The sequence below is a fragment of the Actinacidiphila guanduensis genome, assembly GCF_900103985.1.
Classification (GTDB): Bacteria; Actinomycetota; Actinomycetes; order Streptomycetales; family Streptomycetaceae; genus Actinacidiphila; species Actinacidiphila guanduensis.
Window position 1 is genome coordinate 307394 of the sequence record NZ_FNIE01000006.1, and the last position, 23851, is coordinate 331244.

Sequence of the window (23851 nt, forward strand, 5' to 3'; positions counted from 1 at the left end):
GGGTGCCACAGACGGCCCTCCTCGCGCGATACCCCTGCACACCCCATGCACCGCACGCCCCGTGCGGCGCTCACGCCTCCAGCAGCTCCAGCTCCGTGGCGATGTTCCGGTGGGCGACGCCTTCCCACTGGTCGCGGCCGTAATCGGTGCGGAAGAGCCGCGGCAGGTCCAGCAGCCGGCGCAGGATGTCGCTGCGGCCGGCCCGGAAGGCGTCGTCGGGCACGAAGGCGAACTCCTCGCGGACGGCGGCCGCGTAGGCGGCGTACTGCGCGGGGTCCCCGGCCAGCACCGCCAGGTCCGCGTCGCAGAGCACCTCGCCGTCCGCGTCGCCGTCGGCCGGGTCGTGGTCGACGGTCAGCCGCACCAGCCGGGCCACCTCGGCGGCGCGGTCCTGGCCCACCCCGGCCTCGGTCAGCGCCCGCACCGCCAGGGCCGCGCTGCGCTCCTCGTTCTCGCTGCGGTCGGGCCGGTAGACCGCGTCGTGGAACCACGCGGCCAGCGCCACGGTGTCCGGGTCGTGCGCGTACACGGTCAGCTCCGTGGTCCGGGCCAGCACTGTCACCAGGTGGTCCAGCGTGTGGTAGCGCCGCTGCGGTTCGGCCCACCGCTCCAGCAGGTCGCGGCCGTAGGGCGCGGGGTCGGGCAGCTCGGCCGGGCCGCCGTGCGGGGCGGTCGCCTCCTGGCAGCGCCGCAGCAGCTCGCACCACTCGGCGAGGAGGGCTTCGTACCGGGGATGAGCTGCAGCTCGGCTCTCAGGCATGCGGATCATTGTGCGCCATGTCCCCGGCCGGGGTGACGGCGACCCGAGGGGGCGCCACCGCGGCACGAGGACGCTGCCGCATGATGGGGGTATGAGCGATCTCAACGCAACCCCCGTGACCACCCTGGCCGGCGACCGGACCACCTTCGGCGAGCTGACCGGCGGCAGGCCCGCGCTGGTCGTCAACGTGGCGAGCCGCTGCGGGCTCACCCCCCAGTACACCGCGCTGGAAGCGCTCCACGAGGAGCTGTCCGGCCGCGGCTTCACCGTGATCGGCTTCCCCTGCAACCAGTTCGGCGGCCAGGAGCCGGGCACGTCGGAGGAGATCGCCGAGTTCTGCTCGGCGACCTACGGCGTGACCTTCCCGATGGCCGCGAAGATCGACGTCAACGGCCCGGAGCGGCACCCGGTGTACGGCGAGCTGACCGGGCACCCGGACGCCGACGGCGAGGCCGGCGACGTCCAGTGGAACTTCGAGAAGTTCCTGGTCGACGGCTCCGGCAAGGTGGTGGCCCGGTTCCGCCCCCGGACCACCCCGGACGCGCCCGAGGTCCGTGCGGCGGTGGAGGCGCTGCTCGCCTGAGCAGGGCCGCCACCGCCCGGTCCCGGCCGTCGCGCCGGTGGGCGCACGAGTGGGCTTACGGGTGGGCGGACTCCAGGGCCGCACGCAGGTGGCCGCCGGAGGCGGCGAGCAGGCGCGTGGCCGTGGAGGCGTCCACCTCGGCGAGCAGGGTGAGGATCGCGGGCTTGACCTCGCCGTCCGTCGCCGTCAGGGCGTCCTCGATCGCCGCGTCCGGCGCGCCGGTCGCCAGCGCCACGATCCGGCGGGAGCGGGCCCGCAGCTTCTCGTTGGACGCCCGCACGTCCACCATCAGGTTCCCGTAGGTCTTGCCGAGCCGGATCATGGTGATCGTCGAGAGCATGTTCAGCACCAGCTTCTGCGCGGTGCCGGACTTCAACCGGGTGGAGCCGGCGACGAGTTCGGGTCCGACGACGACCTCGATGCCGTGGTCGGCCGCCGCCGCCAGCGGCGAACCGGCGTTGCAGGACAGGCCGACGGTCAACGCGCCCCGGCCGCGGGCGTACTGCACGGCCCCCACCGCGTACGGGGTGCGGCCGGAGGCCGAGATCCCGACCACCGAGTCGTCCGGGCCGACGCCCAGCCCTTCGAGGTCGGCGGCCGCCAGCTCCCGGCTGTCCTCGGCGCCCTCGATCGAGGTCACCATCGCCTCGGGGCCGCCCGCGATGACGCCGACGACCTCCCGCCCGGGCGTGGTGTTGAACGTCGGCGGGCACTCGCTCGCGTCGAGCACGCCGAGCCGCCCCGCGGTCCCCGCGCCCGCATAGACCAGCCGTCCCCCACGGCCCATCCGCTCGGCGATGCCGTCGATCGCCGCCGCGATGGCGGGCAGTTGGCCGGCCACGGCGGCCGGCACGGTCAGGTCCTCCCCGTTCATGATCCGCGCGATGTCCAGCGTGGGCAGCCGGTCGATCTCGGCGAGGTCCGGCCGGAACGCCTCCGTCGTGAGCGTCTCCAACTCGCGGCGGAGATCGGTGTACTGGTCGGTCATGTGCGGCTCGTTCATCCTTTGCGCGTGGTCGGTGCGGTGTGGGGGGATGGACGGGCACGGGCCTTCCCCTGGACCCGGGCCCGCGGACTCATGCCTGCCGGGCGGCCCGCGGCGTGTGGCGGTGCGCGAGGGCTTCGTAGGAGGCGGACAGCGCGGGTGCCGCGTCGTCGTACGTGCGCTGCGCCACGCCTATGAACAGGCAGTCCACGACGAGGAGTTGGCCGGTGCGACTGGACATGGCAGCCGGCCGCAGCTCGCTCTCGCGGGAGCACGCGGTGGTCAGTACGAGGTCGGCGTACTGGGTGACGGGGCTGTCGGCGCGGCCGGTGATGGCGATGGTAGTGGCGCCGCGCTCGAAGGCGGCCCGCAGCGGCTCGATGACGTCGTGCGTGGTGCCGGAGTGGGTGATGGCCAACGCCACGTCGCCGGACCTGAGTTGGACGGCGTTGGTGACGGCCAGGTGCGGGTCGGTGTGGGCGTGGGCGATCAGCCCGATACGCAGCAGCTTCTGGGCGAGGTCCTGGCCGACGAGTCCGGAGGCGGCGATCCCGTAGACGTCGGTCCTCCGGGCGCCGGACAACGCCGAGACGGCCGCCTCCAGTTGGACGGTGTCGAGTTGGGAGGCGGTGTCGGCGAGCGTCTGCTGCTCCTCCATCGCCAGCTTGGTGACGACGTCGCCGAGCGGGTCGTCGACGGCGATGTCGGCGGTGACGGCGGGGGCGGCGCCGGTGGCCTGCTGGGCGGCCAGCGCCGCGAGGGCGAGCCGCAGGTCGCGGTAGCCGGGGTAGCCGAGCAGGCGCGCGGTGCGCACCACGGTGGCCTCGCTGGTGCCGGTGTGGACGGCGAGGGCGGTGACGGTCAGGTGCGAGCAGCCGGCCGGGTCGCCCGCGACGGCTTCCGCGACGCGCTGCATGGAGCGCGTCATCGAGGGCGCGAGGGTGCGGACCTTGGCGGCGAGGGCCCCCGGGTCGGGGGGCGCGACGGGAGGAGCGGGTGGGCCGGGCGCGCCACGGAGGGCACGGACGCTCGGCGAGAAAGTTTCCTTCACGCTGTAGGTCACCTTGTGAAATCTATTTTCAGCCCCTGGTGGCAGTCAAGGGTGCCGCGGCTGTGGACGACGGGGGGGGGCGACGGTTCCGCCGGCCCTCGTCACACAATGGAACCGTGACTTCCGAAACCGTGCTGCACACCGCCCGCGCCCGCATCCTCGCCGACCTCACCGCGCGGGATGTTGCGGGCCCGGAGATCGTCTCGCTGGTGGAGGACGCGCTGAGCCGGCGCCGCTGGTGGCTGGAGCAGTGGCAGGAGGGGGCCGCTTTTGTCCCGGGCCTGCTGGCGCAGGACGTGCAGGACGCGCTGATGGAGACGTACGGCCGGTGGCCGCTCTGCCCGCTGTGCGAGGAGCCGCACGCGCTGGCGGTCGAGCCCGAACTCGGCGAGGACCCGCACTGGGTGTGCGAGGCCCGCGGCGTCCCGGTCGCCGCGGTGGGCTCGCTGGAGGGCGGCCCCACGCAGTACGGTCCGGCCCGATGACCGTCTACATCGACCCGCCCACCTGGCCCGGCCACGGCCGCTTCTGGTCCCACCTGGTCAGCGACACCTCCTACGCCGAGCTCCACGCCTTCGCGGCCCGCCTCGGCGCCCCTGCCCGCGCCTTCGAGCGCGACCACTACGACATCCCCTCCCACCGCTACGCCGAAGCGGTCCGCCTGGGCGCGGTCGAGACGACGTCGAAGGACATCGTCCACCGCCTGACCGCCGCGGGCCTGCGCCGCCGCAAGTACACCCCGGCGCCCTGACCGCTGCCGCCGGCCTCCGGGGCGCCTTGGCCGCGAGGCACCACGCGGGCGCCTCCGGGCCCGGCGCACCGCCCACGGGGCACCCGGAGCACCCGGCCATGGCGCCGGGACAGCGGCGTGCGGGCCGGTGCTCGGCCTCAGCCCGCGGCCAGGTGCAGGGCGAGGGCGGCGATCACCGCGCTGGAGACCAGGGCCGTCGTCAGGCGGGCGGTGGGGGTGGTGAGGGTGCGGGCGAGGAGGGTGCCGCCGGCGGCGAGGAGAAGTTGCCAGCTCGCGGAGGCGGCGAAGGCGGCGGCGACGAAGCCCGCCTTGTCCCAGGGGGTGGCGGTGGTGGTGCCCTGGCCGCCGAGGACGAGAGCGGCGAAGTACAGCACCGTGACGGGGTTCATGAGCGTGACGCCGAGGAGCCCGAAGTAGGCCCGTACGGGCCGCACCGCGTCGCCCCGGGCGGCGCCGGGGCCCTGCCGCCTGCGGTACGCGGTGACCGCCCGTACGGCCCCGAGTGCCGCGAGCGCGAGCAGCACCACCGCCGAGAGCGCCTGCAGCGGGCGTGCCAGCGGCTCGATGAGCGGTGCGAGCGCGGAGCCGCCGCCGACGGCGAGCAGCGCGTACACGCCGTCCGCGCTGGCCACCCCGAGGGCGGCGCAGGCCCCCACCCGCCACGAGGTCCGGGCGGCGAGCCCCACGAGATACGTCCCGACGGCCCCGACGGGCACGGCGATCCCGTACCCGGCGACCAGGCCCGCGACGACCCCGCCGCTCACGTCCGGCGCCTCACCCCCGCCCGGCCCCCCTGCTGCCGCACGCCCCGCCCCGCCGCACCCGACCAGCCCGTCCCCCGGCACCCACCCATCGAAGTCATCCCCGGATCGTCCCGCCCCCCACTCCCCGGGCCAACCGGTTTTCCTCCCCCAGCCACACGGCGACCAGCTCCGCCCCGTCCACCCCGAGCACCACCCCGTCCGCGATCCGCACGAACACGGCGTCTGCGGCCTCCCGCAGCCGTACGGCGACCACGCCGGTCGTACGGTCGTACGACGTCCGCCACCGCTCCCCCGGCACCCCGACCGAGACCCCGGGCTCGAACGGCTCCTCGTCCACCACCCGCACCCGCCCCTCCCGGGCCTCGGGCACCACCAACTCCCCCGTCTCCGCGGCCTCCAGCGGAAAGTACCCCCACGCGAACAGCACGTCGCCGGACGCGATGTCCACCTCCAGTTGCAGCGTGTCGAGCACCACGCTCGTCACCCCCCGGTCCCCCAACCGCCCGGCCAACTCCTCCCGGCTCCCCGCCTCGAAGCGGAAGCCGTGATCCTCCTCGGCGTACGTCAACCGCCCGCCCACGGCGGCCCCGTCCCGCACGAAGAACTCCATCGCCCCCACGGCTCCCATCTGCCCGACGAGGTTGTGCGCCGCCCCCGGCCCGGTGGCGGCTTCCCGCGCCGTACCGCCCCCGGGGTATCCCAGGGCCCCTTTGCACGCACGGCGCGACCGTACAAGCTAGGGACAAGCCAGGGCTGCGGAAACCTGGGTGCTCGGTCGGCCGCCGGGCCGGTGGCCGGGGAGGGCGAGGTGGGGGATGGCGGCGGCGGAAGAAGCGGCTCGGGGCGGGCTGGAGTGGCTCGCGTCCACGGGACGGGCCGGCGACGACGGGGAGCTGGTGTGGGGGACGCGGCCCAGCGAGGTCGAGGTCAACCCGATGCTCTACAACGGCGGCGCCGGAATCGTGATCGCCTTCCTGGAGGGCTACGCGCACTTCGGTGACGAGCGGTACGCCGAAGTGGCCCGGCGCGGCGCCCTCGGCCTGCGCCGGGCGGTCCACGACGGCTGGGAGTACAGCTCGCTCTACTTCGGCCTCGCCGGAATCGCCTTCGCCCTCAGGGCCGTTGACCGCGTCCTCGGCGACGGCGAATCCGGCCGCGCCGCCGACCGCGCCTGGGACCTCGTCCGGCAGCGGTTCGACGGGGAGAGCTGGGGCCCGCAACTCGACCTGCTCGGCGGCAACGCGGGCATCGCCCTCGCCGCACTCGCCGACGGGGACGCCGAGTTGGCCGTCCGCGCGGTCGAACCCTTCGTCCGCAGCGCTGAGTCCACACCGCACGGGGTGACCTGGGAGACCCGGACCGGTCGACCCGCCCGCCTCCACCACCTCTCCCACGGCACCCTCGGCGTCGTCGGCGCCCTCGCCGCCGTCGCCCACGCCACCGGCCGAACCGACATGCGCGCCCTCGCCGAAGCAGGCGCCGCCGATGTCCTCGCCCGCAACGAAGCCGGCCCCGACGGCCTTCTCGTCCCGCACTCCGACCCCCAGGACCAGCCGGACCTCGTGGAGCGCCACAGCTACGGCTGGTGCAACGGCCCCGCCGGCGACGCCCAGGTCTTCCGGCTGCTGCGGTCCACCGCTCCCCCGCAAGAGGCCGCCGTCTGGGCGGAGTTGACCGAACGCTGCTGGCGCACGGTCACCGCTTCGGGGCTGCCGCAGCGGCTCCGCCCGGGTTTCTGGGACAACAACGGGCGCTGCTGCGGTACCGCGGGCGTCCTGGCCCTCGCCCTCGACCGCCACGAGGAGCAGGGCGGCGACCTGCACTTCGCGGATGTCCTCGTCACCGATCTGCTCGCCCGCGCGACGCGCGACGCCACGGGTGTCCGCTGGTCCAACACGGAGCACCGCGCGGTGCCGCCCGAGTTGGAGCCCGCCACCGGCTGGGCCATGGGCAACGCCGGCATTGTTCGCGAACTGCTCCGCTACACCCGCACCACCGCCTACGCGGTCCCCTGGCCGGATCAGCCCGCCCCGCTCTGAGCCGGGCCGGCTCCCGTCCTCTCCCACCCCGCCGCCCGGTCGGGGATTCCCTGCCTCCGATGCAGCGGCGGGGATAGGTTGGGGGGATGCGAGTGCCTGGGGGGAAGTTCGGGGTTGCGGTCGGGCTGGTGGGTCTGCTCCTGGCGGGCTGTGGCAGCGGGGGGAAGGGGCAGGGCGGCAGCAAGGACGAGAGTGGACGGTTCGGGTTCACGAAGTACGCGGGGGGCGTGGACTATCCGTCCGTGACGGGGCCCGGCGACAAGGGGTACGTGGCGCCCGGGGAGGGGCTGCGGCAGCTCGTGCCGTACGGGGCGTGCGCGCTCGGGGAGGGGACCTACGCCAACGGGTACGCGTACGTGAACGTCAACTGGGCCTCGGGCAAGAGCTGTACGAAGCTCACGATCACCCCCGAGCCCGAGGATTCCGGCGAGGCGGACGTGCCGTACTCGATGCGGCACGGGTGGCTCGGCGGCGGACTGCCCGGGGACGTGGTCGTGCCCTGGACGGACGGCTCGCTGCTCGGAGTGGGCCGCAGCGTCACCCTCATGACCGAGAACGGCAAGCAACACCCCCGAGCCGAGCTGCCGTTGACGTTCAACGACCACCCCGAGCAGGAGACCGCGGACGACGCCACCGTCAACACGGCCGTACGGGTGGGCTCGCGCCTGCTCATCGGTGGCAGCGAGACGCGGCAACAGGTCGAGACGCCTTACCTGTTCGCCTCCGACGATGGCGGGACGACCCTGCGGAGGGTTCCGCTGCCGCCGGTCGGCGGAGTGCAACCGAGCACGCCGCTGAGCGAGTTGGCCGCGCACGGTAACGACGTCGTCGGCTTCGGCGGAGCCGCGAGCAATGCGTACGACTTCCACGGCAACGCCGGCACGTTGCCGTTCTGGCACAGTGCGGACGGCGGTACGCACTGGACGTCCGGGCAACTCGGCGGGATGCCGCCGGGCACCCAGGTGCACGCGCTGCTCTACGCTTCGGGGCACTGGTTCGCGTTCGGCGGTTACGCGGCGAAGGGGGCGTTCTACGATTCCCTGCCGCTCGTTCTGGCCAGCAGTGACGGTACGCACTGGACCCGGGTGGACGCTCCCGCGATGGGGGACGGCGTGATCGAGGCGGCGACCGTGGACGCGAAGGACAGGCCGCTGCTCGTCGGGTCGGCCCCGCAGCACAAGGCTTCGCCGAACTCCCGTACGGTGTACTGCTCCTCGCTCTGGCGCGGCAACGGCACGACCACGGGCTGGGCCCGCGTGAGCCTCGGCTGCGGCGAGAACCCGCCCACCGCCGCGGTCACCCTGCCCGACGCCCGCGTCCTCCTGGCCGGCAACCGCGACCTCTGGCTCGGGGGGTAACGGCTCCCCGCCGTAGGGGCTTCCCGCCGTTGCCGGCCACCGGGGAGCTGTCGGCGACGAAACAGGAACCCCTACGGCGAGAAGCCGCCCCCGTGCCGCTTCACGCGGAACCCCGCTTCACGGCGCCGCTTGGCGGCGGGTCAGGGCGGAGCCTGCGAGGGAGTTGTGGACCGTGAAGGCGACCGTGCCCGGCATGTAGCGGTCCTCGGAGCATTCGAGGGGCGCGCCGGAAGGGTCGGTCGAGCGGCGGCGCTCCCGCAGGAGCGGCGCCGCCAGGTCGCAGCCGAGGAGCCGCGCGTCGTCCGCGTCCGCCGCCGCGAGGTCGATCGTGTGGTCCGCGTCGGCGAAGACGACGCCCTGCTCCTGCAGCGGCTCGGTGTGGGAGACCGCGTCGGCAGGGATGCGGGCCACCAACTCGCCCACCCACAAGGGGTACACGGACCGTTCGACCATCACCGGCTGACCCGACAGCGTACGGGCCCGCAGGACGAGGATCACCTCGCCGTCCGCCGGCAGCCGCAACTGCTCGCGCTCGTACGCGGTGGCCGGGCGCCGCTCGATGCGGTCCACCCGCCCGCCCGGCTCCTCGCCGAGCGAGCGCGCCCAGCTCGTGAAGCTGACCAGCTCCGAGAAGCTCTGCACCCGGGTCGTACCGAGGACCACCCGCCGGGTGCCGCGCCGCGAGGTCACCAGCCCGTTGGCCCGCAGGGCGGCCAGCGCCTGCCGTATCGTCCCGCGCGAGACGCCGTAGTGCGCGGCGAGCGCCTGCTCCGCGGGGAGCCGCCCGCCCGAGCCGTACTCCCCCGCCGCGATCGCCTCGCGGAGATCGGCGGCCACCCGCCGGTACAGAGCCCCCGCTCCGGCACCCGCTCCAGCCACCGCGTCCGCTTCCGACCCCGTCACCACACCCGCACCCTATCTGCCCTCCGACACCAGGTGTCATCCGGTAGCGAACCGGCTACAAGCGGACGCGGGGTTTCCTCCGCGCTCCGCCTCCCGTAGCGGCGGCGTTCACCTCCCGGCCACCGCGGTCCGACGTACTGACCATGTCGCACCCGAGTTGTATAGCCAACCTCGGTGCACCGTACGTACGCCGCTCTCCCCAGGAGGAAGATCCCCGTGACTGTCCCCCGTGTCCGTGCCGCCGCCGTGGCCGCCGGGCTCACCGCCGCCGCGGCCCTCGCGCTGACCGCCTGCGGTTCCGCCTCCGGCAGCGCCGCCTCCGGTGCCGGAGGCGGCAAGTCCGCGGCCAAGGCGACCTCCGCCGCGGACTTCGGCGGCATGGACGCGCTGGTGGCCGCCGCCAAGAAGGAGGGCACGCTGAACGCGATCGCGCTGCCCCCGGACTGGGCCAACTACGGCGCGATCATCGCCGCGTTCGAGAAGAAGTACGGCATCAAGGTCGCCGACGAGAACCCCGACGGCGCCAGCCAGGACGAGATCAACGCGATCACCTCCCGCAAGGGCCAGGGCCGCGCCCCCGACGTGGTGGACCTCGGCAACTCCTTCGCGCTGTCGGCCGCCTCCCAGGGCATCCTCGCCCCCTACAAGGTGGCGAGTTGGGACGACATCCCGGCCGCCCAGAAGGACCCGAACGGCCTGCGCTACGACGACTACGGCGGCTACGTCTCGATCGGCTGCGACGCCAAGGCCGTCAAGGTGTGCCCGACCACCTTCGCCGACCTGCTCAAGCCGCAGTACAAGGGCCAGGTCGCGCTCAACGGCGACCCCACCAAGTCCGGTTCGGCCTTCGGCGGCGTCTTCGCCGCCGCCCTCGCAGGCGGCGGTTCGCTGGACGACATCCAGCCCGGCCTGGACTTCTTCCACAAGCTCAAGGCGAGCGGCAACTTCAACCCGGTGGAGTCCACCCCGGCGACCGTCGAGAAGGGCGAGACGCCGATCAGCATCGACTGGGACTACCTGAACGCCGGTTACGCCAAGGAGTTCGCCGCCAAGGGCCTGGACTGGAAGGTCACCGTGCCCTCCGACGGCCAGTACGCGCAGTACTACAGCCAGGCGATCAACAAGTACGCCCCGCACCCGGCCGCGGCCCGGCTGTGGGAGGAGTTCCTGTACTCCACCGAGGGCCAGAACCTGTGGCTCCAGGGCTTCTCGCGCCCGGCCGAGATGCAGGCCATGCAGCAGAAGGGCACGATCGACCAGGCCGCGGCCGCCAAGCTGCCGCCGGTGACCGGCGCCCCGCAGTTCCCGACCACCGCGCAGGTGGACGCGGCGCAGAAGGCCGTGCTCGCCGGCTGGTCCAAGGCCGTGGGCTGACCCGGCGATGACCACGGCCCCCGCGGCGGCGCCGCTGCCCGCCGGCCCCTCCCCCGAGGAGGCCGGCGGCTCGGCCGCCGCCCCGACTCCCCCCAAGGGCAGGGCTGTTGCCCGCCGCCGGCCGCAGGCCGGCGGCGGGCTCGCCGTCCTGCCGCTGATCGTCTTCGTGGCGGTCGTCTTCGGGCTGCCCGCCTTCGCGATCGTGACCGGCGCGTTCAAGACGGCGCCGGGCGCGCCGGGCGGCGTGCACTGGACCACGGCCAACCTCACGGCGTCCGTGCAGGGCGCCTACCGCACGGCGCTGTGGGGCAGCGTGAAGCTGTCCGCGCTGACCGCCGCGCTCGGCGTGGTGCTGGGGCTGCCGCTCGCGCACGCCGTCGTCACCTCGCGGTTCCGGGCGCTGCGGGAGGCGGTGCTCGCCGCCTCCGGAGTGCTCGCCAACTTCGGCGGGGTGCCGCTGGCCTTCGCGTTCGTCGCCACCCTCGGCAACTCCGGTGAGCTGACGAAGGCGCTGGACCTGACGCAGCACGGCTGGAGCCTGTACTCCTTCACCGGCCTGACCGTGGTGTACCTGTACTTCCTGGTGCCGCTGATGGTGCTGACCATCACGCCGGCGCTGGAGGGGCTGCGGGTGCAGTGGCGCGAGGCCGCGCAGAACTCCGGTGCCACCACCCGGCAGTACTGGCTGCACGTCGCCCTGCCGATCCTCGCGCCCTCCCTGCTCGGCGGGTTCGTGCTGCTCTTCGGCAGCGCGTTCGCCGCGTACGCCACCGCGGCGGCGATCGTGGGCAGTTCGGTGCCGCTGATCACGCTGCAGATCGCCAACGCCCTGTCCGGCAATGTCCTCGCCGGGCAGGGGAACGTGGCGCTCGCGCTCAGCCTGGACATGGTGGTGATCGCGGGCGTGGTGATGGCGCTCTACATCCCGTTGCAGCGAAGGAGCGCGCGATGGCTGCGCTGAACCCGCCGATGGCCGACAGGACGTCGGGCCGGAGCCCGTCAAGTGGCCCGGCGGGCCCCGCCGTACGCCGCCCCGGCCGGCCCGGCAGGCCCCGGCCCCGCCTGTGGCGCGGGCTCGTCGGGCTGGTCGCGGCCGTGTACTTCCTCGGCCCGATGGCGTTCTCGGTGCTCTTCACCGTGGACGTCCCCCGGGAGGGCCTCACCGCGAGTTCGTACCGCGGCATCCTCGACGCCGAGGGCTTCTGGCCGAGCCTGCGGCTGACATTGGAGCTGGCCGCGGCCACCATCGCGGTCACCCTGCTGCTGCTCGTGCCCGCGCTGATCGCGGTGCGGCTGTCGGTGCCGCGGCTGCGGGCCCTCGTCGAGGTGCTGTGCTCGCTGCCGCTGGTGGTGCCCGCGGTGGCACTGACCGCGGGCCTCGGCTCGGTGCTGCAGTGGGGCCCGGACGACTTCGCGGACACCCCGCTCTTCCAGACGTTCAACTCCCTCCAGGAGCCGGGCTTCCCGGTGGTGCTGCTGCTGGCGTACGTGCTGATGGCGCTGCCGCTGGCCTACCGGACGCTGGACGCGGGCCTGCGCGCCCTGGACCTGGCCACCTTGGTGGAGGCGGCGCGCAACTGTGGCGCCAGTTGGCCGCGTACGGTGCTGCAGGTCGTGCTGCCGAACCTGCGCGGGGCCCTGCTCAACACCGCGTTCCTCACCCTGGCGCTGGTGCTCGGCGAGTACACGGTCTCCTCGATCCTGGGCTACCAGCCCTTCGCGGTGTGGATCGTCTCGCTCGGCGGCAGCAACGCGCAGGTGTCGGTGGCCGTTTCGGTGCTGAGCCTGGTGCTGACGTGGGTGCTCCTGTTGCTGCTCGCGGCCGCCGGCCGGGGCCGGGCCCACCGCACGCCCCGCGCCACATCCCGCCGCGCGGCCCGCCGCCCGTCCCGCACCGCGCCCGGTGCCGCCTCCGGCCGTACGCCCGGCCGCGAGGACGCCCTGCCGGGCAGCGCGAACTCCCCTCGTACGGGCGGCACGCCGCCCCTCGACCCCGACACCCTCCCGGAGAAGCCGTGACCGCCACCGAAGCCGAAGCGCCCGCGCCGACCGGGAGGACCGGCGGCGCCACCGTCGAGTTCCGCGGCCTGCGGCGGGCGTTCGGCACCACTGTCGCCCTGGACGGCCTGGACCTGACCGCGCATCCCGGCGAACTCCTCGCCCTGCTGGGCCCGTCCGGCTGCGGCAAGACCACCGCGCTGCGGGTGCTGGCGGGCTTCGAGCAGCCGGACGCCGGGGACGTCCTGGTCGACGGCCGCGACATCACCGCGGTGTCCGCCCACCGGCGCGGCACCGGCATGGTGTTCCAGTCCTACAGCCTCTTCCCGCACCTGACCGCGCTGGAGAACACCGCCTTCGGGCTGCGGATGCGCGGCACCGGGCGGGCCGAGCGGCAGCGGCGGGCGGCCGAACTCCTGGACCTGGTGGGCCTGTCGCACCTCGCCGACCGCTTCCCGCACCAGATGTCCGGCGGCCAGCAGCAGCGCGTCGCGCTCGCCCGGGCGCTGGCGCTGCGGCCGCGGGTGCTGCTGCTGGACGAGCCGCTGTCCGCGCTGGACGCCAAGGTGCGGCTCTCGCTGCGCGAGGAGATCCGCCGCCTCCAACTGGACCTGGGGATCACGACGTTGTTCGTCACCCACGACCAGGAGGAGGCGCTGTCGATGGCCGACCGGGTGGCCGTGCTGCGGTCCGGGCGGGTCGAACAGGTCGCCGAGCCCGGGGAGTTGTACGCCCGGCCGGCCACCGCGTTCGTCGCCGAGTTCGTCGGCACGATGAGCCGCGTACCGGCCGAGCGCACCTCGTCCACCGGCACCGTGGACGTCCTCGGCATGCGGCTGCCGGTCTCCGGTGAGCTGCCCGCCGCCGGTGAACTCGACGCCCTGGTACGGCCCGAGGCCGTCGCGCTCACCGCCGACCCGCACGGCCCGGCCACCGTCGTGGCCGCCGCCTTCCTCGGGGCGACCACCCGGCTGACCGTACGGCTGCCCGAGGGCACCGAGGTCAAGGCGGACCTGCCGACCGAGACGGCGGCCGCGCTGCCGATCGGCTCGCGGGCCGCGCTCGCGCTGCCGGAACGGCCGGTGCTGGTGGACCACCGCCGCGTCCCGTAGAGCGCGTCCGCGAAGTCCCGTTCCCTGCCCGCGAAGCCCCGTTGCGCCTCCGCAGCGAGCCCGCGGGCCGGGAGCCGCCGGCCGGGCGGGACTTCGCGGGCACGCCCGGGGCACGCCGGACGCGTCCTGCCCGGGCGGCGTGCCCTGGCGCGCGTCCTTCCGGCGGGGCAGGCCGTACTCGCCGGTCGTCGGCGCACCCGCGGGGCGCACCCGGGGTGCCGGGCCGTATCGTTCCGGCACCCCCTCCCGCCCGCCCACCGACCGCCGCGGCCCCTCCCGGACCGCGGCCGCCCCCTGCCCTTGCCAGTCCGCCAAGGCCCGTAGCGGCCCTCGGCGAACCCGTCGAGTTTCGAACCCATCGAGGAACAGTGCACTCAGCTCCCGCCGCTTCCGCCCCGCCCGCCGCCGTCCTGTTCGACATGGACGGAACCCTTGTCGACACCGAGCACCTGTGGTGGCAGACCGTCGCCGAGGCGGCGGGCGGACTGGGGTACCGGCTCTCGGACGCGGACGTGCCGGAGGTGCTGGGGCGTCCGGCGGCGTACACGGCCGCGCACTTGTCCCGGGTGAGCGGCGGCGCCGTGCCCGAGGCGCGGATCGCCCGCGAGCTGGATGCCGCGTTCGTCGCGCGGGTGGCGGCCGAAGTGCGGCCGCGTCCAGGGGTGTTGCGGCTCCTCGCCGAGCTGCGCTCCGCCGGGGTGCCGGCCGCGCTGGTGACCGCGTCGCCGCGGCGGGTGGTGGACGTCGTCCTGCGGACGCTGGGCGCCGAGTGGTTCGCGCTCACCGTCGCCGCCGAGGACACCGCGCGCAGCAAGCCGGACCCGGACCCGTATCTGCTGGCCGCCGCGCGGCTCGGGGTGCCGGCCGCCGACTGCGTCGTCGTGGAGGACAGCCCGGTCGGTCTGACAGCGGGGCTCGCCGCCGGGTGCCGGGTGCTGGCGGTGCCGTCCACGGTGCCGATCGAAGAGGGGCCGGGGGTGCTGGTGCTGGGCAGTCTTGCCGAGGTGAGCCTGGCGGTGCTCGCGGATCTGGCGGCCGCCGGTACGTAGCCGCTGCGTGCCCGCCGGTACGTAGCCGCTGCGCTCGGCCCCGCCCGCCGGGGCTCGGCTCCGCCCGCCAACCCCCCGCCGTCCTTCCGGGAGTTCCCCGTGCCCTACCTGCTCCTCGCCCTGGCCATCGCCTCCGAGGTGTGCGCCACCAGCTGCCTCAAACTCACCGATGGCTACACGCGGTTGTGGCCGACGGTCGCGGTCGCCGTGGGCTACGTCCTGTCCTTCCTCCTCCTGGGCCGCGCCCTGACCCGCATCCCGGTCTCGGTCGCCTACGCGGTCTGGTCGGGCGCGGGCACGGCGGCGGTGGCGGCGATCGGGGCGGTTGCCTTCGGTGAGCCCTTGGGCATTCCCCAGTGGTCGGGCATAGCCCTGGTGATAGCCGGCGTGGTCCTGCTCAACCTCCACTGACGCCCGTATGGTTCGCGGCCCCCCACCGCAGGGCTCCCGCTACGGTGCCGAGTGCCGCCCCGCCATGGGGTTGCGGGGCCCTCGTTCTTCACCAGGCGTTCGTCACCATCGGCTGCGCCCTGATCCGTTGGCGTCGGCTGCGCGGCGTGTCCTCGCAAGAACGCTGACGACGGCCGATGTCGAAAAGAATGCTGGTGTCAATGCTCAGGTGAATGCCGCGATGTGGTCGGCGATGAAGGTGCGCAGCGAGCGCGGTGCGGCGCCGGTGATCGCTGCGACCTCGTCCGAGAGCCATGCGGCGTCCCCTTCGGCGATCAGTTCGAAGGCTTTGGCGTTGGAGGTCGCGACAGCTTCGGGTACGCCGGCTCGGATCATCGCCGTCCGGTGCGCGTCGGGAGTGGTCTGCCGGTATTCGATCTCATGGCCGAGCGCGTCGGACAGTGCCTCGGCCACGTCGTGGTACGTGATCAGGTCCGGTCCGGTCAGCCAGTAGGTCCGGCCGGCGTGTGCCGCCGCTTTGGCGGCCACCGCTGCGGCGGTGGCGGCGACGTCGCGGGCATCGATCATGCCGACCTGGCCGTCGCCGGCGGACATCACGAATCCGCGCGACTGCTTGATCATGGGCGCCAGGGCGAGGAGGTTCTGCATGTAGGCGTTGGCTCGCAGCAGCGTGCAGGCGATTCCGGAGGTCTCCAGATACGCTTCGATCCGCGCCTGACCGCGCCGGCGCTCGACCGGTGAGTCGTCCGAAGCCTTGCTGGTGATCTTGACGATGTGCTGCACGCCCGCACGCACGGCGCTGGCGATGACAGCGATCTCCTGGGCGGGAACGGCCGGACTGACCAGGATGACGGTCTCGATGCCGCGCATGGCCGCATCCAGGGTGTCCGGACGTTCGAAGTCGCCGGTGACGATCTCGACGTCGGCCCTGGGCGCGCGGGCCGCGTCGCGTACCAGGGCCCTGGCGGGGTGGTGCTGCGCGCCGAGCAGCCGGGCGGCTTCGGCCCCGACGTTTCCGGACGCGCCGGTTACCAGAATCATGACGTTCTCCCGTGTGAAAGGTCAAAGTGCGTAGACGCGCCCGGCGTCGACGGCCAGGACGGTGCCGGTGATCGGCCGGGCCTGTTCACCGGCGAGGCAGGCGATGACGTCGGCGACCTCGTCCGGCTCGTTCGCCCGGCCGAGTGGGCCGGCGGCCGCGAGGGTGTCGAGCATCTCGCCCTTCGCGGGCGAACATCTGTGCCGCGGCTCGGCCGATGCCCGACGTTCCGCCGGTGATCAGCACGGCCGTGGGTGTGGAAGTCATGCTGCCGCCCCCTGATGCATTGGATTGGGCTATCCAATCTAGGGGGGCTACAATTGGATCGTCAAATCCAGTTTCAGGGGTGAGCAATGTCCACGCAGGCCGCGCGGCAGGACACGGTGAGTACCAGGAAGGGGCGCGCGACCCGCGAGCGGATCGTCGCGGCCGCGGCAGATCTGATGTACCGGCACGGGGTGGCGGGCACCAGCACTCCGGCGCTGCGGGATGCGGCCGGAGTCAGCTCGTCGCAGATCTACCACTACTTCGAGGACAAGGACGATCTCACCCGATCGGTCATCGCCTTCCAGACCGAAGCGATCCTCGCGCATCAGGCCCCGCTGCTGGCCCGGCTCGACAGCCTCGACGCCCTCCGGGCATGGCGCGACGTCGTCGTCGATGCCGCACGGCAACAGCACGGCGCCGGCGGGTGCCCGCTGGGCAGTCTCTCCAGCGAACTGTCCGACCACAACCCGCAGGCACGGGAAGCCCTGGCCGCAAGCTTCACCGCGTGGGCCACAGCGATCCGCGAAGGCCTGCTCGGCATGATCGCCCACGGCACCCTGCGCCCGCGGACCGACTCCGACCGGCTGGCCCTCGCGCTCCTGGCCGCGGTCCAGGGCGGACTCGTGCTCGCCCAGGCACAGCGCACCACCGAAGCCCTGGAGGCCGCCCTCGACACCGTGATCGCCCACATCCAGGAGCAAGCTACGCCGCGCTAGACGAATCCTGCCGGTGTGCCACCTTTTTGTCTCGGGACCTCGGGCTGTTGGCGGTGGTGGTGCTATGGGCCGCGGAAGGTGGCGCCGACGCCCCCGGTGGGCGCGGTCCGCGAGGAGGACGACCCGACGGGGCAGGTCCGCCTTCCCCCCGCGGCCCGAGACCTCAGCAGCTCAGGGAACCCTTGCGGAGGGCGTGGTCGGCGTCGTTGCTGTCGTCGGACCAGTACACCGGCTTGGAACCGTTCACGCACTCGTCCGAACCCGCCACCGAGAAGCCCTCGTTGTTGTAGTTCGGCATCCCGCTCGGCCGCTCGTAGATCGCAGACAGGGCGAACCGCCCCGTCCCGTCCACCCGAAGGGTCCGGTGCTGGCCGTCGCACGTGTCGTCGCACACCACCCACATCCGCGAAGCCTGCGGCTCCCACTGGAGTTCCATCACCCCGTCCATGCCGCTGCTGATCGAGGCGATCCGGGTGAACGCCCCGGAGTCCTGGAGCACGTACCCGTAGACCATGCCCGTGCCCTCGACGCCGACGAAGAAGACACCGCCGGTGTGGGAGCCGTACGCCGAGGGGTCGTACGTGCCGCCGGTGGCCGCGTCCTGGAAGCCGACGCCGGTCAGGTAGCCGTCGGGCACCCAAGTGACGCCTTCGAGGCCGAGGTTGGAGCCCACGGCGGGCAGATCCCCGGTGAGGTTCCACTCCTTGGTGGCCGTGAGCGTGCTGCCGCTGCCGGACACGTCGTACCGCAGCACCGAAAGCCGGCTGGTGCCGCTGGAGTCGGCGTTGCGCTCGCTGGAGACGTAGACCCCGCCGGCCGAGCCGGCGCCGGTGAGGGTGACGCCCTCGTCGTCGGGCGTGCCCGAACCCCCGGGGAAGTGCAGCGACTTGCCGGAGCCCCAGCCGCTCGCGGTGTCCGGCTGCCAGCCGCCGGAGCCGTTGGGGACCAGGCGCCACAACTTGCCGCTGTTCTGGGCGGCCCACATGACGCCGCCCTCCTGGTAGAGGCCGCTCAGGTCCTCGCCGAAGACGTTGGAGGCGTCGGCGGTGGTGACGCTGCTGCTGCCGGGCCAGGGCACGGCCGTCGTGGGCGGCGGGCTGGTGGGCGGAGTGGTCGGCGGAGTGGTGGGGGGTGTCGTGGGCGGGGTGGTGGGCGGGGTCGTGCCCGTACCGCCCGTGCCGGGGGCCAGGGCCACCCCCCGGAACGCCTTCTTCGAGGACGCCGTGGCCAGCGTCGTCACCGAACCGCTCATCGAGGAGGTGGGGGCGGCGGTGTCGGTCACGGTGGACAGCGTGCCGCTGGTGCCGGAGGAGCCGGAGCCGGTGGCGTAGAGGACGGCGTGGCCGCCGCCGACGTAGCCGGTGAGCCCCGTCACGTGCGAGACGCTCTTGCTGCCCTCGGCCTTCCAACTGCCGCCGCTGAGGCCGAACTTCTCGATCTTTCCGGCATTGCTGTCGGCGACGTACAGGGTGTCGGGGGTGCCGTGTCCCGCCACGTCGAGGAGGACGAAGCCGTAGGGGTCGCCGCTGCTCTCGGGGCTGCCCGGCAGGTTCGCCGTCTTCTGCCCGGAGGTGGTGGGGGTGCCGGTGCCGACCGTCGAGACGCCGATGCCGTCCTTGTCCGAGGAGGCGTACAACTGGCCGCCGCTGACCTGGACGTCGCGGATGTTGTCGTCGGTGAGCCGGGTGAAGCCGCTCGATCCGAGGGTGGTGGAGCCGATGCCGCCGGCCGCGCCGGAGACCCACAGGTGGGTGCCGTCCGAACTGGCCGCGCCCCGTACGTTGTTGTCGCCGGCGAACTCGTCCACCACCGTGGAGGTGTCCACGCTGCCGTCGGCGCCGACGCGGGCGAGCGTCACGTCGTCCGTGGTGGCGACGCTGTCGGTGCCCACGGCCTTGTGGTAGCCGGGCACGATCAGGTAGCGGCCGTCGCCCGAGAGCGTCAACTGCCCTTCGGAGGAGGCGCTGCCGGAGGCCGTCAGCTCATGGGTGGCCCCGCTGTCGGCGGTCGGCAGGGCGAGGGAGCGCACGAGGCTGCCGGCGGGGCTGTACTCGTCCAGGAACACGGGCGCCGCGTTGTCGGTGAGCGAGGTGCTCCCGTCGCCCACCCGGTACACCACGACGTCGCCGGGCGCGAACCCCGTTGCCGGGCCGCCGGCTTGGGCGACAGCGGGCACCAGGACCGCTCCGAGCGCGGCCGCGGCGACGAGCGCGCCGCCCCTCAGGGCCCTTCGGCGCCCCCGCGCGGACGCACGAACGGACACGAGACCGTGCGGATCTCTTCCACCCACGGACCAACCGCCTTCCCTACCGGGACCCGGACCCAGCGCAACCGAACGGCGTCACCCTCCCCACCCCCGATGACCTCCAGGTGAACCGCTCCCGTCCCGGCGGCGGCATCTTCGCTCCCGCGCGCCCCCGAACCGTGCACCCCCGCGCACCCCCGACCGGTGCGCTCCCCGGCGGAAGCCGCACCCCACGCACGGAAACCGCGCCTCCCTACGGAAGCCGTCCCCGGCCCCGGCGGAGCCGCACCGACCCGCCACCGGTCAGCTCGCTGACCTGACCACCGCGCGCCCCGCGTTGTAGAGAGACCGGGCAATGGCCTGCGGATCGCCGAGGTAGCCGCCGACCATGGCGCCGTCCCGCAGCATCACCAGCTGGTCGGCGACCTCGGAGACGTCGGTCACACCGATCTCCGCGAGCATCTCCTCGAACGTGCCCTTGAACCAGCGGCGATGGGCGTCGACGACCCGCCGGACGGGATGATCGGCCTCGGGGTACTCCGCCGCGGCGTTGATGAACGGGCATCCGCGGAACCCCGGCGAGCAGCTCTCGGCGCCGATCCCCTCCGCGATGAGCCGGAACGCCTCCGTGGTCCGGCCGGCGGTTGCCTCGCGGGCGCCGCCGACCGCCCGGCGCTCCCACTCGGCGCGCCGTTCGAGATAGGCCACGACCAGGTCGTCCTTGGTGGGGAAGTGCCGGTAGAAGGTCACCTTGGTGGTCCCGACCTTCGCGATGACCTTCTCCGCGCTCACCGCGCGTATGCCCTGGGCGTAGAAGAGCTCGGTCGCGGCATCGAGGAGACGTTCGCGCATCGGCTTCCTGCCCGGTGGCGCCGTCCCGGTCTCCTCCGGCACGGCCCCGACGGGCTCTGGGTGCTGCTGTGTCATGTCATCCACCATTCCCTACGCCCCCGATCCCGGGCCACTCCGGGCGTTCCCAGCGCCGCCACAGCGTGCTACCTTGATGTGGAGTTACTAGTTAGTCTACCTTGCTCGTCAGGAAGGGAGCCCCGCCATGTCGACAGCAACCCCGGTCGTCTTCGTCCACGGCCTGTGGATCCACGCGGACTCGTGGCACAACTGGTCCGATCTGTACCGGGAGGCCGGCTACGCACCGATCGCTCCCGGCTGGCCGGGCGACGCGGCCACCGTGACCGCGACCCGCCAGAACCCCGCCGCGCTCGCCGGCCAGGGCATCGACGACATCACCGCCGGTTACATCCGGGTCATCGACGGGCTCGATGCCGAGCCCGTGGTCATCGGCCATTCCTTCGGGGGACTGATCGCCCAGAAGCTGCTGGCCGGCGGCCACGCGGCGGCCGCCGTCGCCATCGACCCGGCCCAGATCAAGGGCGTCAAGCCGCTGCCCCTTGCGCAGATCCGCTCGGCCCTGCCGGTCCTCTCCCGCCCGGGCAACAGGAAGAAGGCCGTCTCGCTCACCAGCAAGCAGTTCCGTTACGGCTTCGGCAACGCGATACCGCAGGCCGAGTCGGACGAACTGTTCGAGCGCTGGGCCATCCCCGGCCCCGGCAGGCCCCTGTTCGAGGCGAGCACCGCCAACTTCAGCCGGACCTCGCCGGCGAAGGTGGACACCGGCAAGAGCGACCGCGGTCCGCTGCTCGTCATCGGCGGGGGCGAGGACCACACCGTCCCGGAAGTCGTCGCCAGGGCCGCCCACCGGCTGTACGCGGCTTCCAGCGCCGTCACCGATTACCAGGTGTTCCCGGACCGTGGCCACTCCCTGGTCTTCGACCACGGATGGCGCGAGATCGCCGACTTCACCCTCGCCTGGCTCGACAGCCAGGGCATCTGACCGCCCTCACGCCCGCCGTTCCTTCGGCGCGCCCACCACTCCCGAAACGCCCACCCCTTCAGAAAGAAGAAGAGCCATGAAGTCACCGCTGAAGTCCCGTACCCGCGGAGTCCGGCTCGCCGTACTGGGCGCGGCCCTGGCCCTCGCGGCCGCGGTCGTCCCCGCCGCGACGGCCTCCGGCGCCACCGGTACCGACGCCGGCCGGCAGCCGGCCAAGCCGACGGTCGTGCTGGTGCACGGCGCCTGGGCGGACGGGTCGAGCTGGCAAGGTGTCGTCCGCGACCTGCAGCACGACGGGTACACCGTCGACGTCCCGCCGAACCCGCTGCGCGGCGTGGCGAGCGATTCCGCGTACCTCGCCAGCTACCTCAAGACCGTCCCCGGACCGATCGTGCTGGTCGGGCACTCCTACGGCGGATTCGTGATCACCAACGCCGCCACCGGCGACCCCGACGTCAAGGCGCTCGTGTACGTCGACGCCTTCCTCCCGGCCCAGGGCGAGACCCTGAACGGGCTGACCTCGCAGTTCCCGGGCAGCCTGATCGGTCCCGACGCGCTCACCTTCGTCCCGTCGGCCGGCGGTGTCGTCGACGCCTACCTCAAGCAGGCGCAGTTCCCCGGGATCATGGCCAACGACCTGCCGGCCCGGACGGCCGCCCAACTGGCCGCGACCCAGCGCCCGCTCGCGGCATCCGCGCTCGACGAGCCGTCCGGAGCGCCGGCCTGGAGCAGCATCCCGAGTTGGGACGTGATCGGCACCGCCGACCACGCGATTCCGCCCGCCGCCCAGGAGTTCATGGCCGAGCGCGCCGGCTCGCACGTGACGAGGATCCACGCCTCGCACCTGTCCATGATCTCCCACCCGGACACGGTGACGGATGTCATCGAGACCGCGGCACACCACACCCACTGACTCCCCCACCCCGCGGCCGTGCGGCTCCCCCGCACGGCCGCGGCGTGGCTGTTTTTACGTCAGGGAGCTGCGGAGGGCGGTCGTGGGCAGGGAGAAGACGAGGCGCTGGCGGATGGGGTTCGTGGTCGGCCAGACCCCGTTCACGTCGGCGGCCCATTCCGTCTGGGACCAGAGGCGGTCCTGGTCGGCCATGAACGTCATGCCCTCGGAGTGCTGGGCCCACTCGTGCTGGGCGGTCGCCGAGCCGCCCGTCGAGGTCGTGGCGTGGGCCGCGGTCTGCTCGCCCGCCGCGGGCAGCGGGATCCGCCAGGGGATGCCGTGCGTCGCCGGGCTGCCGACGGAGTCCGCCGTGTAGATGACCTTCTCACCGTTCTCGGTGCGGTCGAGCGTGCCCTGGATACCGACGATGTCCGTGTCGTAGATGTCGATCGGATCGGCGTGGCCCGAGCTGTCCGTGGTGATGGGCATCGCCGCGTCGGCGCTGTTCAGCGCGTACCGCCAGATCCGCGACGCCGTTCCCGTGGACCCGGTGGACACCCACTCGTTGGCGACCAGCGTGAAGGGGCTGACGGACCTGTCCATCGACAGCGCGTCGAAGCACGGCTGCCGGTCCGCGCTGCGGTCCGCCGACGTGCAGGACGCCGGGACGCTGTACGAGCCGATGGCGGGCCAGAAGTACTGGTAGCCGTGGGCGGAGACCTGGTCCCCCCGGTGCCCGACCCAGTCGGCGTCGGTGTTGGCCTGGTAGATGTACTTCGTGGAGAAGACGTAGATCGCGTTGTGGTGCGCGTCGCCGTCGAGCGAGCCGGTGACGAGGAGCTTGTCGCCCCACCACACCATGCCGCCCATGTGCGAGCCGAAGATCCCGAAGTCGTTGCCGCCGTCGGTGGGGATGACCGGGAGGACCCAGCGGTAGCCGTACTTGTCCGCCGAGCCGTCGGTGTCGTTGATCAGCGCCATCCGGCCGAAGTGGTCCTGCTGGTTGGCGCTGCCCCAGCCGGAGACGAGGACACGGTCGGTGCCCCAGACCCCGTCCGCGTCGGCGTCGCCCGAGGACGTCATGCCCTGGGGCGACCAGTACTGCGTGGTGGCGTCGCCCTCGTCCCAGCAGAAGGCGTCGTCGCCGGAGACGGCCGGGTCCAGGGGCTCGGCGGTGGACTCCTGCGCGCAGTCGGAGCTGCTGTCGGGGTGCAGGTGGTGGTTCACCGAGTTGACGATCGTGTGGACGCTGCTGTCGGCGTACGTGTCCTTCATCGTCTGGAGGGTGGTGGCCGAGACCTGGTGCTCGGTCAGGCGCAGCGGCGCCGCCGCCGAGGCGGGTGCGCGGACGGCCTTGCCGGGGGTGCCCGGGGTCGCGGGCGTGACGCCCGCCGCCGGGCTCAAGGACGCCGCCCCCACCACCAGAACAGCCAGCCCCGCAACCAAGAGCCCGCGCCTTCGATCGGTCCTGCGCACGTTGCGTACCTCCCGTGAACGTCGGCTGGCGAGCCTTCAAGTCGCACACACCGCCCGCAACTATCCCCAACCCGGGCCCCCTTGGACCAGACCGCCTCCCCGGGGGCGCCCAATCCCCCTCAAGCACGAAGCCGCATCCCTCGTACGAGCGGATCGCACCCCGCCCCCGCGGCAGCCGCGGCCCTCACCCGCAGAGCCCCGCGCACGTCCCTTACGTGCACGGATT

Annotated in this window: 23 protein-coding genes and 2 pseudogenes; 14 read left to right on the forward strand and 11 right to left on the reverse strand. The window is 73.3% G+C overall.

Annotation, left to right across the window (positions count from 1 at the left end; translation table 11 throughout):
* Nucleotides 1-70: 70 nt before the first annotated feature.
* Complete coding sequence (locus tag BLR33_RS15505) at nt 71-760, reverse strand: HD domain-containing protein (RefSeq protein ID WP_093785208.1); 690 nt, start codon at nt 758-760, stop codon at nt 71-73.
* 91 nt (nt 761-851) lie between these two features.
* Here BLR33_RS15505 and BLR33_RS15510 point away from each other — a divergent pair, with 91 nt between their 5' ends.
* Nucleotides 852-1343: a glutathione peroxidase gene (locus BLR33_RS15510; protein ID WP_093785032.1), complete on the forward strand. Its 492-nt coding sequence runs from the start codon at nt 852-854 to the stop codon at nt 1341-1343.
* A gap of 55 nt (nt 1344-1398) precedes the next feature.
* Here BLR33_RS15510 and murQ read toward each other — a convergent pair whose 3' ends face one another.
* Nucleotides 1399-2331 carry an N-acetylmuramic acid 6-phosphate etherase gene (murQ, locus tag BLR33_RS15515; protein WP_093785033.1) on the reverse strand — a complete coding sequence of 311 codons (933 nt, stop codon included), beginning with the start codon at nt 2329-2331 and terminating at the stop codon, nt 1399-1401.
* An 88-nt stretch (nt 2332-2419) separates the two neighbouring features.
* Nucleotides 2420-3391 carry a MurR/RpiR family transcriptional regulator gene (locus BLR33_RS15520; RefSeq protein ID WP_407639683.1) on the reverse strand — a complete coding sequence of 324 codons (972 nt, stop codon included), beginning with the start codon at nt 3389-3391 and terminating at the stop codon, nt 2420-2422.
* Nucleotides 3392-3495: 104 nt separating this feature from the next.
* Here BLR33_RS15520 and BLR33_RS15525 point away from each other — a divergent pair, with 104 nt between their 5' ends.
* Both BLR33_RS15525 and BLR33_RS15530 read left to right on the forward strand, forming a co-directional pair.
* Nucleotides 3496-3864, forward strand: coding sequence for a hypothetical protein (locus BLR33_RS15525; RefSeq protein WP_093785035.1), 369 nt, complete (start codon nt 3496-3498; stop codon nt 3862-3864).
* Nucleotides 3861-4130 (forward strand): DUF4031 domain-containing protein, encoded by a 270-nt coding sequence (locus BLR33_RS15530; RefSeq protein ID WP_093785036.1) that lies wholly within the window; start codon nt 3861-3863, stop codon nt 4128-4130. The genes BLR33_RS15525 and BLR33_RS15530 overlap by 4 nt, the downstream gene beginning before the upstream one ends.
* Before the next feature lie 137 nt (nt 4131-4267).
* On the opposite strand, the gene BLR33_RS15535 is transcribed toward BLR33_RS15530, so the two are convergent.
* Together BLR33_RS15535 and BLR33_RS15540 are read right to left on the reverse strand one after the other, a co-directional pair.
* A complete protein-coding gene (locus BLR33_RS15535; RefSeq protein ID WP_093785037.1) occupies nt 4268-4894 on the reverse strand; it encodes a LysE family transporter in 627 nt (208 codons plus the stop codon).
* Between the two features lie 94 nt (nt 4895-4988).
* Entirely contained in the window at nt 4989-5522 is a 534-nt protein-coding gene (locus tag BLR33_RS15540) for a hypothetical protein (protein ID WP_143031696.1), read from the reverse strand.
* 187 nt (nt 5523-5709) lie between these two features.
* Here BLR33_RS15540 and BLR33_RS15545 point away from each other — a divergent pair, with 187 nt between their 5' ends.
* Nucleotides 5710-6933, forward strand: a complete 1224-nt coding sequence (locus BLR33_RS15545) for a lanthionine synthetase LanC family protein (RefSeq protein ID WP_093785039.1) — start codon at nt 5710-5712, stop codon at nt 6931-6933.
* 227 nt (nt 6934-7160) lie between these two features.
* On the forward strand, nt 7161-8291 hold the full coding sequence (locus BLR33_RS15550; protein WP_143031697.1) for a hypothetical protein: 1131 nt from the start codon (nt 7161-7163) through the stop codon (nt 8289-8291).
* 117 nt (nt 8292-8408) lie between these two features.
* Here BLR33_RS15550 and BLR33_RS15555 read toward each other — a convergent pair whose 3' ends face one another.
* Complete coding sequence (locus tag BLR33_RS15555) at nt 8409-9128, reverse strand: GntR family transcriptional regulator (RefSeq protein ID WP_245771424.1); 720 nt, start codon at nt 9126-9128, stop codon at nt 8409-8411.
* A 282-nt stretch (nt 9129-9410) separates the two neighbouring features.
* Here BLR33_RS15555 and BLR33_RS15560 point away from each other — a divergent pair, with 282 nt between their 5' ends.
* The 6 genes and pseudogenes from BLR33_RS15560 (at nt 9411) to BLR33_RS15585 (ending at nt 15138) form a co-directional block, all read left to right on the forward strand.
* A complete protein-coding gene (locus BLR33_RS15560) occupies nt 9411-10568 on the forward strand; it encodes an ABC transporter substrate-binding protein (RefSeq protein ID WP_093785041.1) in 1158 nt (385 codons plus the stop codon).
* A gap of 7 nt (nt 10569-10575) precedes the next feature.
* A complete protein-coding gene (locus tag BLR33_RS15565) occupies nt 10576-11529 on the forward strand; it encodes an ABC transporter permease (RefSeq protein WP_093785042.1) in 954 nt (317 codons plus the stop codon).
* A gap of 152 nt (nt 11530-11681) precedes the next feature.
* Nucleotides 11682-12419 (forward strand): annotated as a pseudogene (locus BLR33_RS15570) (ABC transporter permease); the annotation flags it as partial.
* Nucleotides 12420-12583: 164 nt separating this feature from the next.
* Entirely contained in the window at nt 12584-13678 is a 1095-nt protein-coding gene (locus tag BLR33_RS15575; RefSeq protein ID WP_093785043.1) for an ABC transporter ATP-binding protein, read from the forward strand.
* Nucleotides 13679-14046: 368 nt separating this feature from the next.
* Complete coding sequence (locus BLR33_RS15580) at nt 14047-14727, forward strand: HAD family hydrolase (protein ID WP_265737040.1); 681 nt, start codon at nt 14047-14049, stop codon at nt 14725-14727.
* 99 nt (nt 14728-14826) lie between these two features.
* Nucleotides 14827-15138, forward strand: coding sequence for a DMT family transporter (locus tag BLR33_RS15585; RefSeq protein ID WP_093785044.1), 312 nt, complete (start codon nt 14827-14829; stop codon nt 15136-15138).
* A gap of 204 nt (nt 15139-15342) precedes the next feature.
* Here BLR33_RS15585 and BLR33_RS15590 read toward each other — a convergent pair whose 3' ends face one another.
* Together BLR33_RS15590 and BLR33_RS15595 are read right to left on the reverse strand one after the other, a co-directional pair.
* On the reverse strand, nt 15343-16179 hold the full coding sequence (locus BLR33_RS15590; protein ID WP_093785045.1) for an NmrA family NAD(P)-binding protein: 837 nt from the start codon (nt 16177-16179) through the stop codon (nt 15343-15345).
* Nucleotides 16180-16200: 21 nt separating this feature from the next.
* The gene (locus BLR33_RS15595) at nt 16201-16353 is read right to left on the reverse strand and encodes an SDR family oxidoreductase (protein ID WP_093785046.1); all 153 of its coding nucleotides are present in this window, start codon (nt 16351-16353) and stop codon (nt 16201-16203) included.
* Between the two features lie 177 nt (nt 16354-16530).
* Between BLR33_RS15595 and BLR33_RS15600 the strand changes: the two genes are divergently transcribed.
* Complete coding sequence (locus BLR33_RS15600; protein ID WP_093785047.1) at nt 16531-17160, forward strand: TetR/AcrR family transcriptional regulator; 630 nt, start codon at nt 16531-16533, stop codon at nt 17158-17160.
* Nucleotides 17161-17323: 163 nt separating this feature from the next.
* Here the strand turns inward: BLR33_RS15600 and BLR33_RS15605 are convergent.
* Nucleotides 17324-18247: pseudogene (locus BLR33_RS15605) on the reverse strand (lamin tail domain-containing protein); the annotation flags it as partial.
* 1461 nt (nt 18248-19708) lie between these two features.
* Nucleotides 19709-20257: a TetR/AcrR family transcriptional regulator gene (locus BLR33_RS15610; RefSeq protein WP_093785048.1), complete on the reverse strand. Its 549-nt coding sequence runs from the start codon at nt 20255-20257 to the stop codon at nt 19709-19711.
* Between the two features lie 202 nt (nt 20258-20459).
* On the opposite strand from BLR33_RS15610, the gene BLR33_RS15615 reads away from it, so the two are divergent.
* Nucleotides 20460-21257 carry an alpha/beta hydrolase gene (locus BLR33_RS15615; RefSeq protein WP_093785049.1) on the forward strand — a complete coding sequence of 266 codons (798 nt, stop codon included), beginning with the start codon at nt 20460-20462 and terminating at the stop codon, nt 21255-21257.
* Nucleotides 21258-21333: 76 nt separating this feature from the next.
* Nucleotides 21334-22170: an alpha/beta fold hydrolase gene (locus tag BLR33_RS15620; RefSeq protein WP_093785050.1), complete on the forward strand. Its 837-nt coding sequence runs from the start codon at nt 21334-21336 to the stop codon at nt 22168-22170.
* Between the two features lie 54 nt (nt 22171-22224).
* On the opposite strand, the gene BLR33_RS15625 is transcribed toward BLR33_RS15620, so the two are convergent.
* Nucleotides 22225-23595 carry a hypothetical protein gene (locus BLR33_RS15625; protein WP_143031698.1) on the reverse strand — a complete coding sequence of 457 codons (1371 nt, stop codon included), beginning with the start codon at nt 23593-23595 and terminating at the stop codon, nt 22225-22227.
* Nucleotides 23596-23851: the final 256 nt, after the last annotated feature.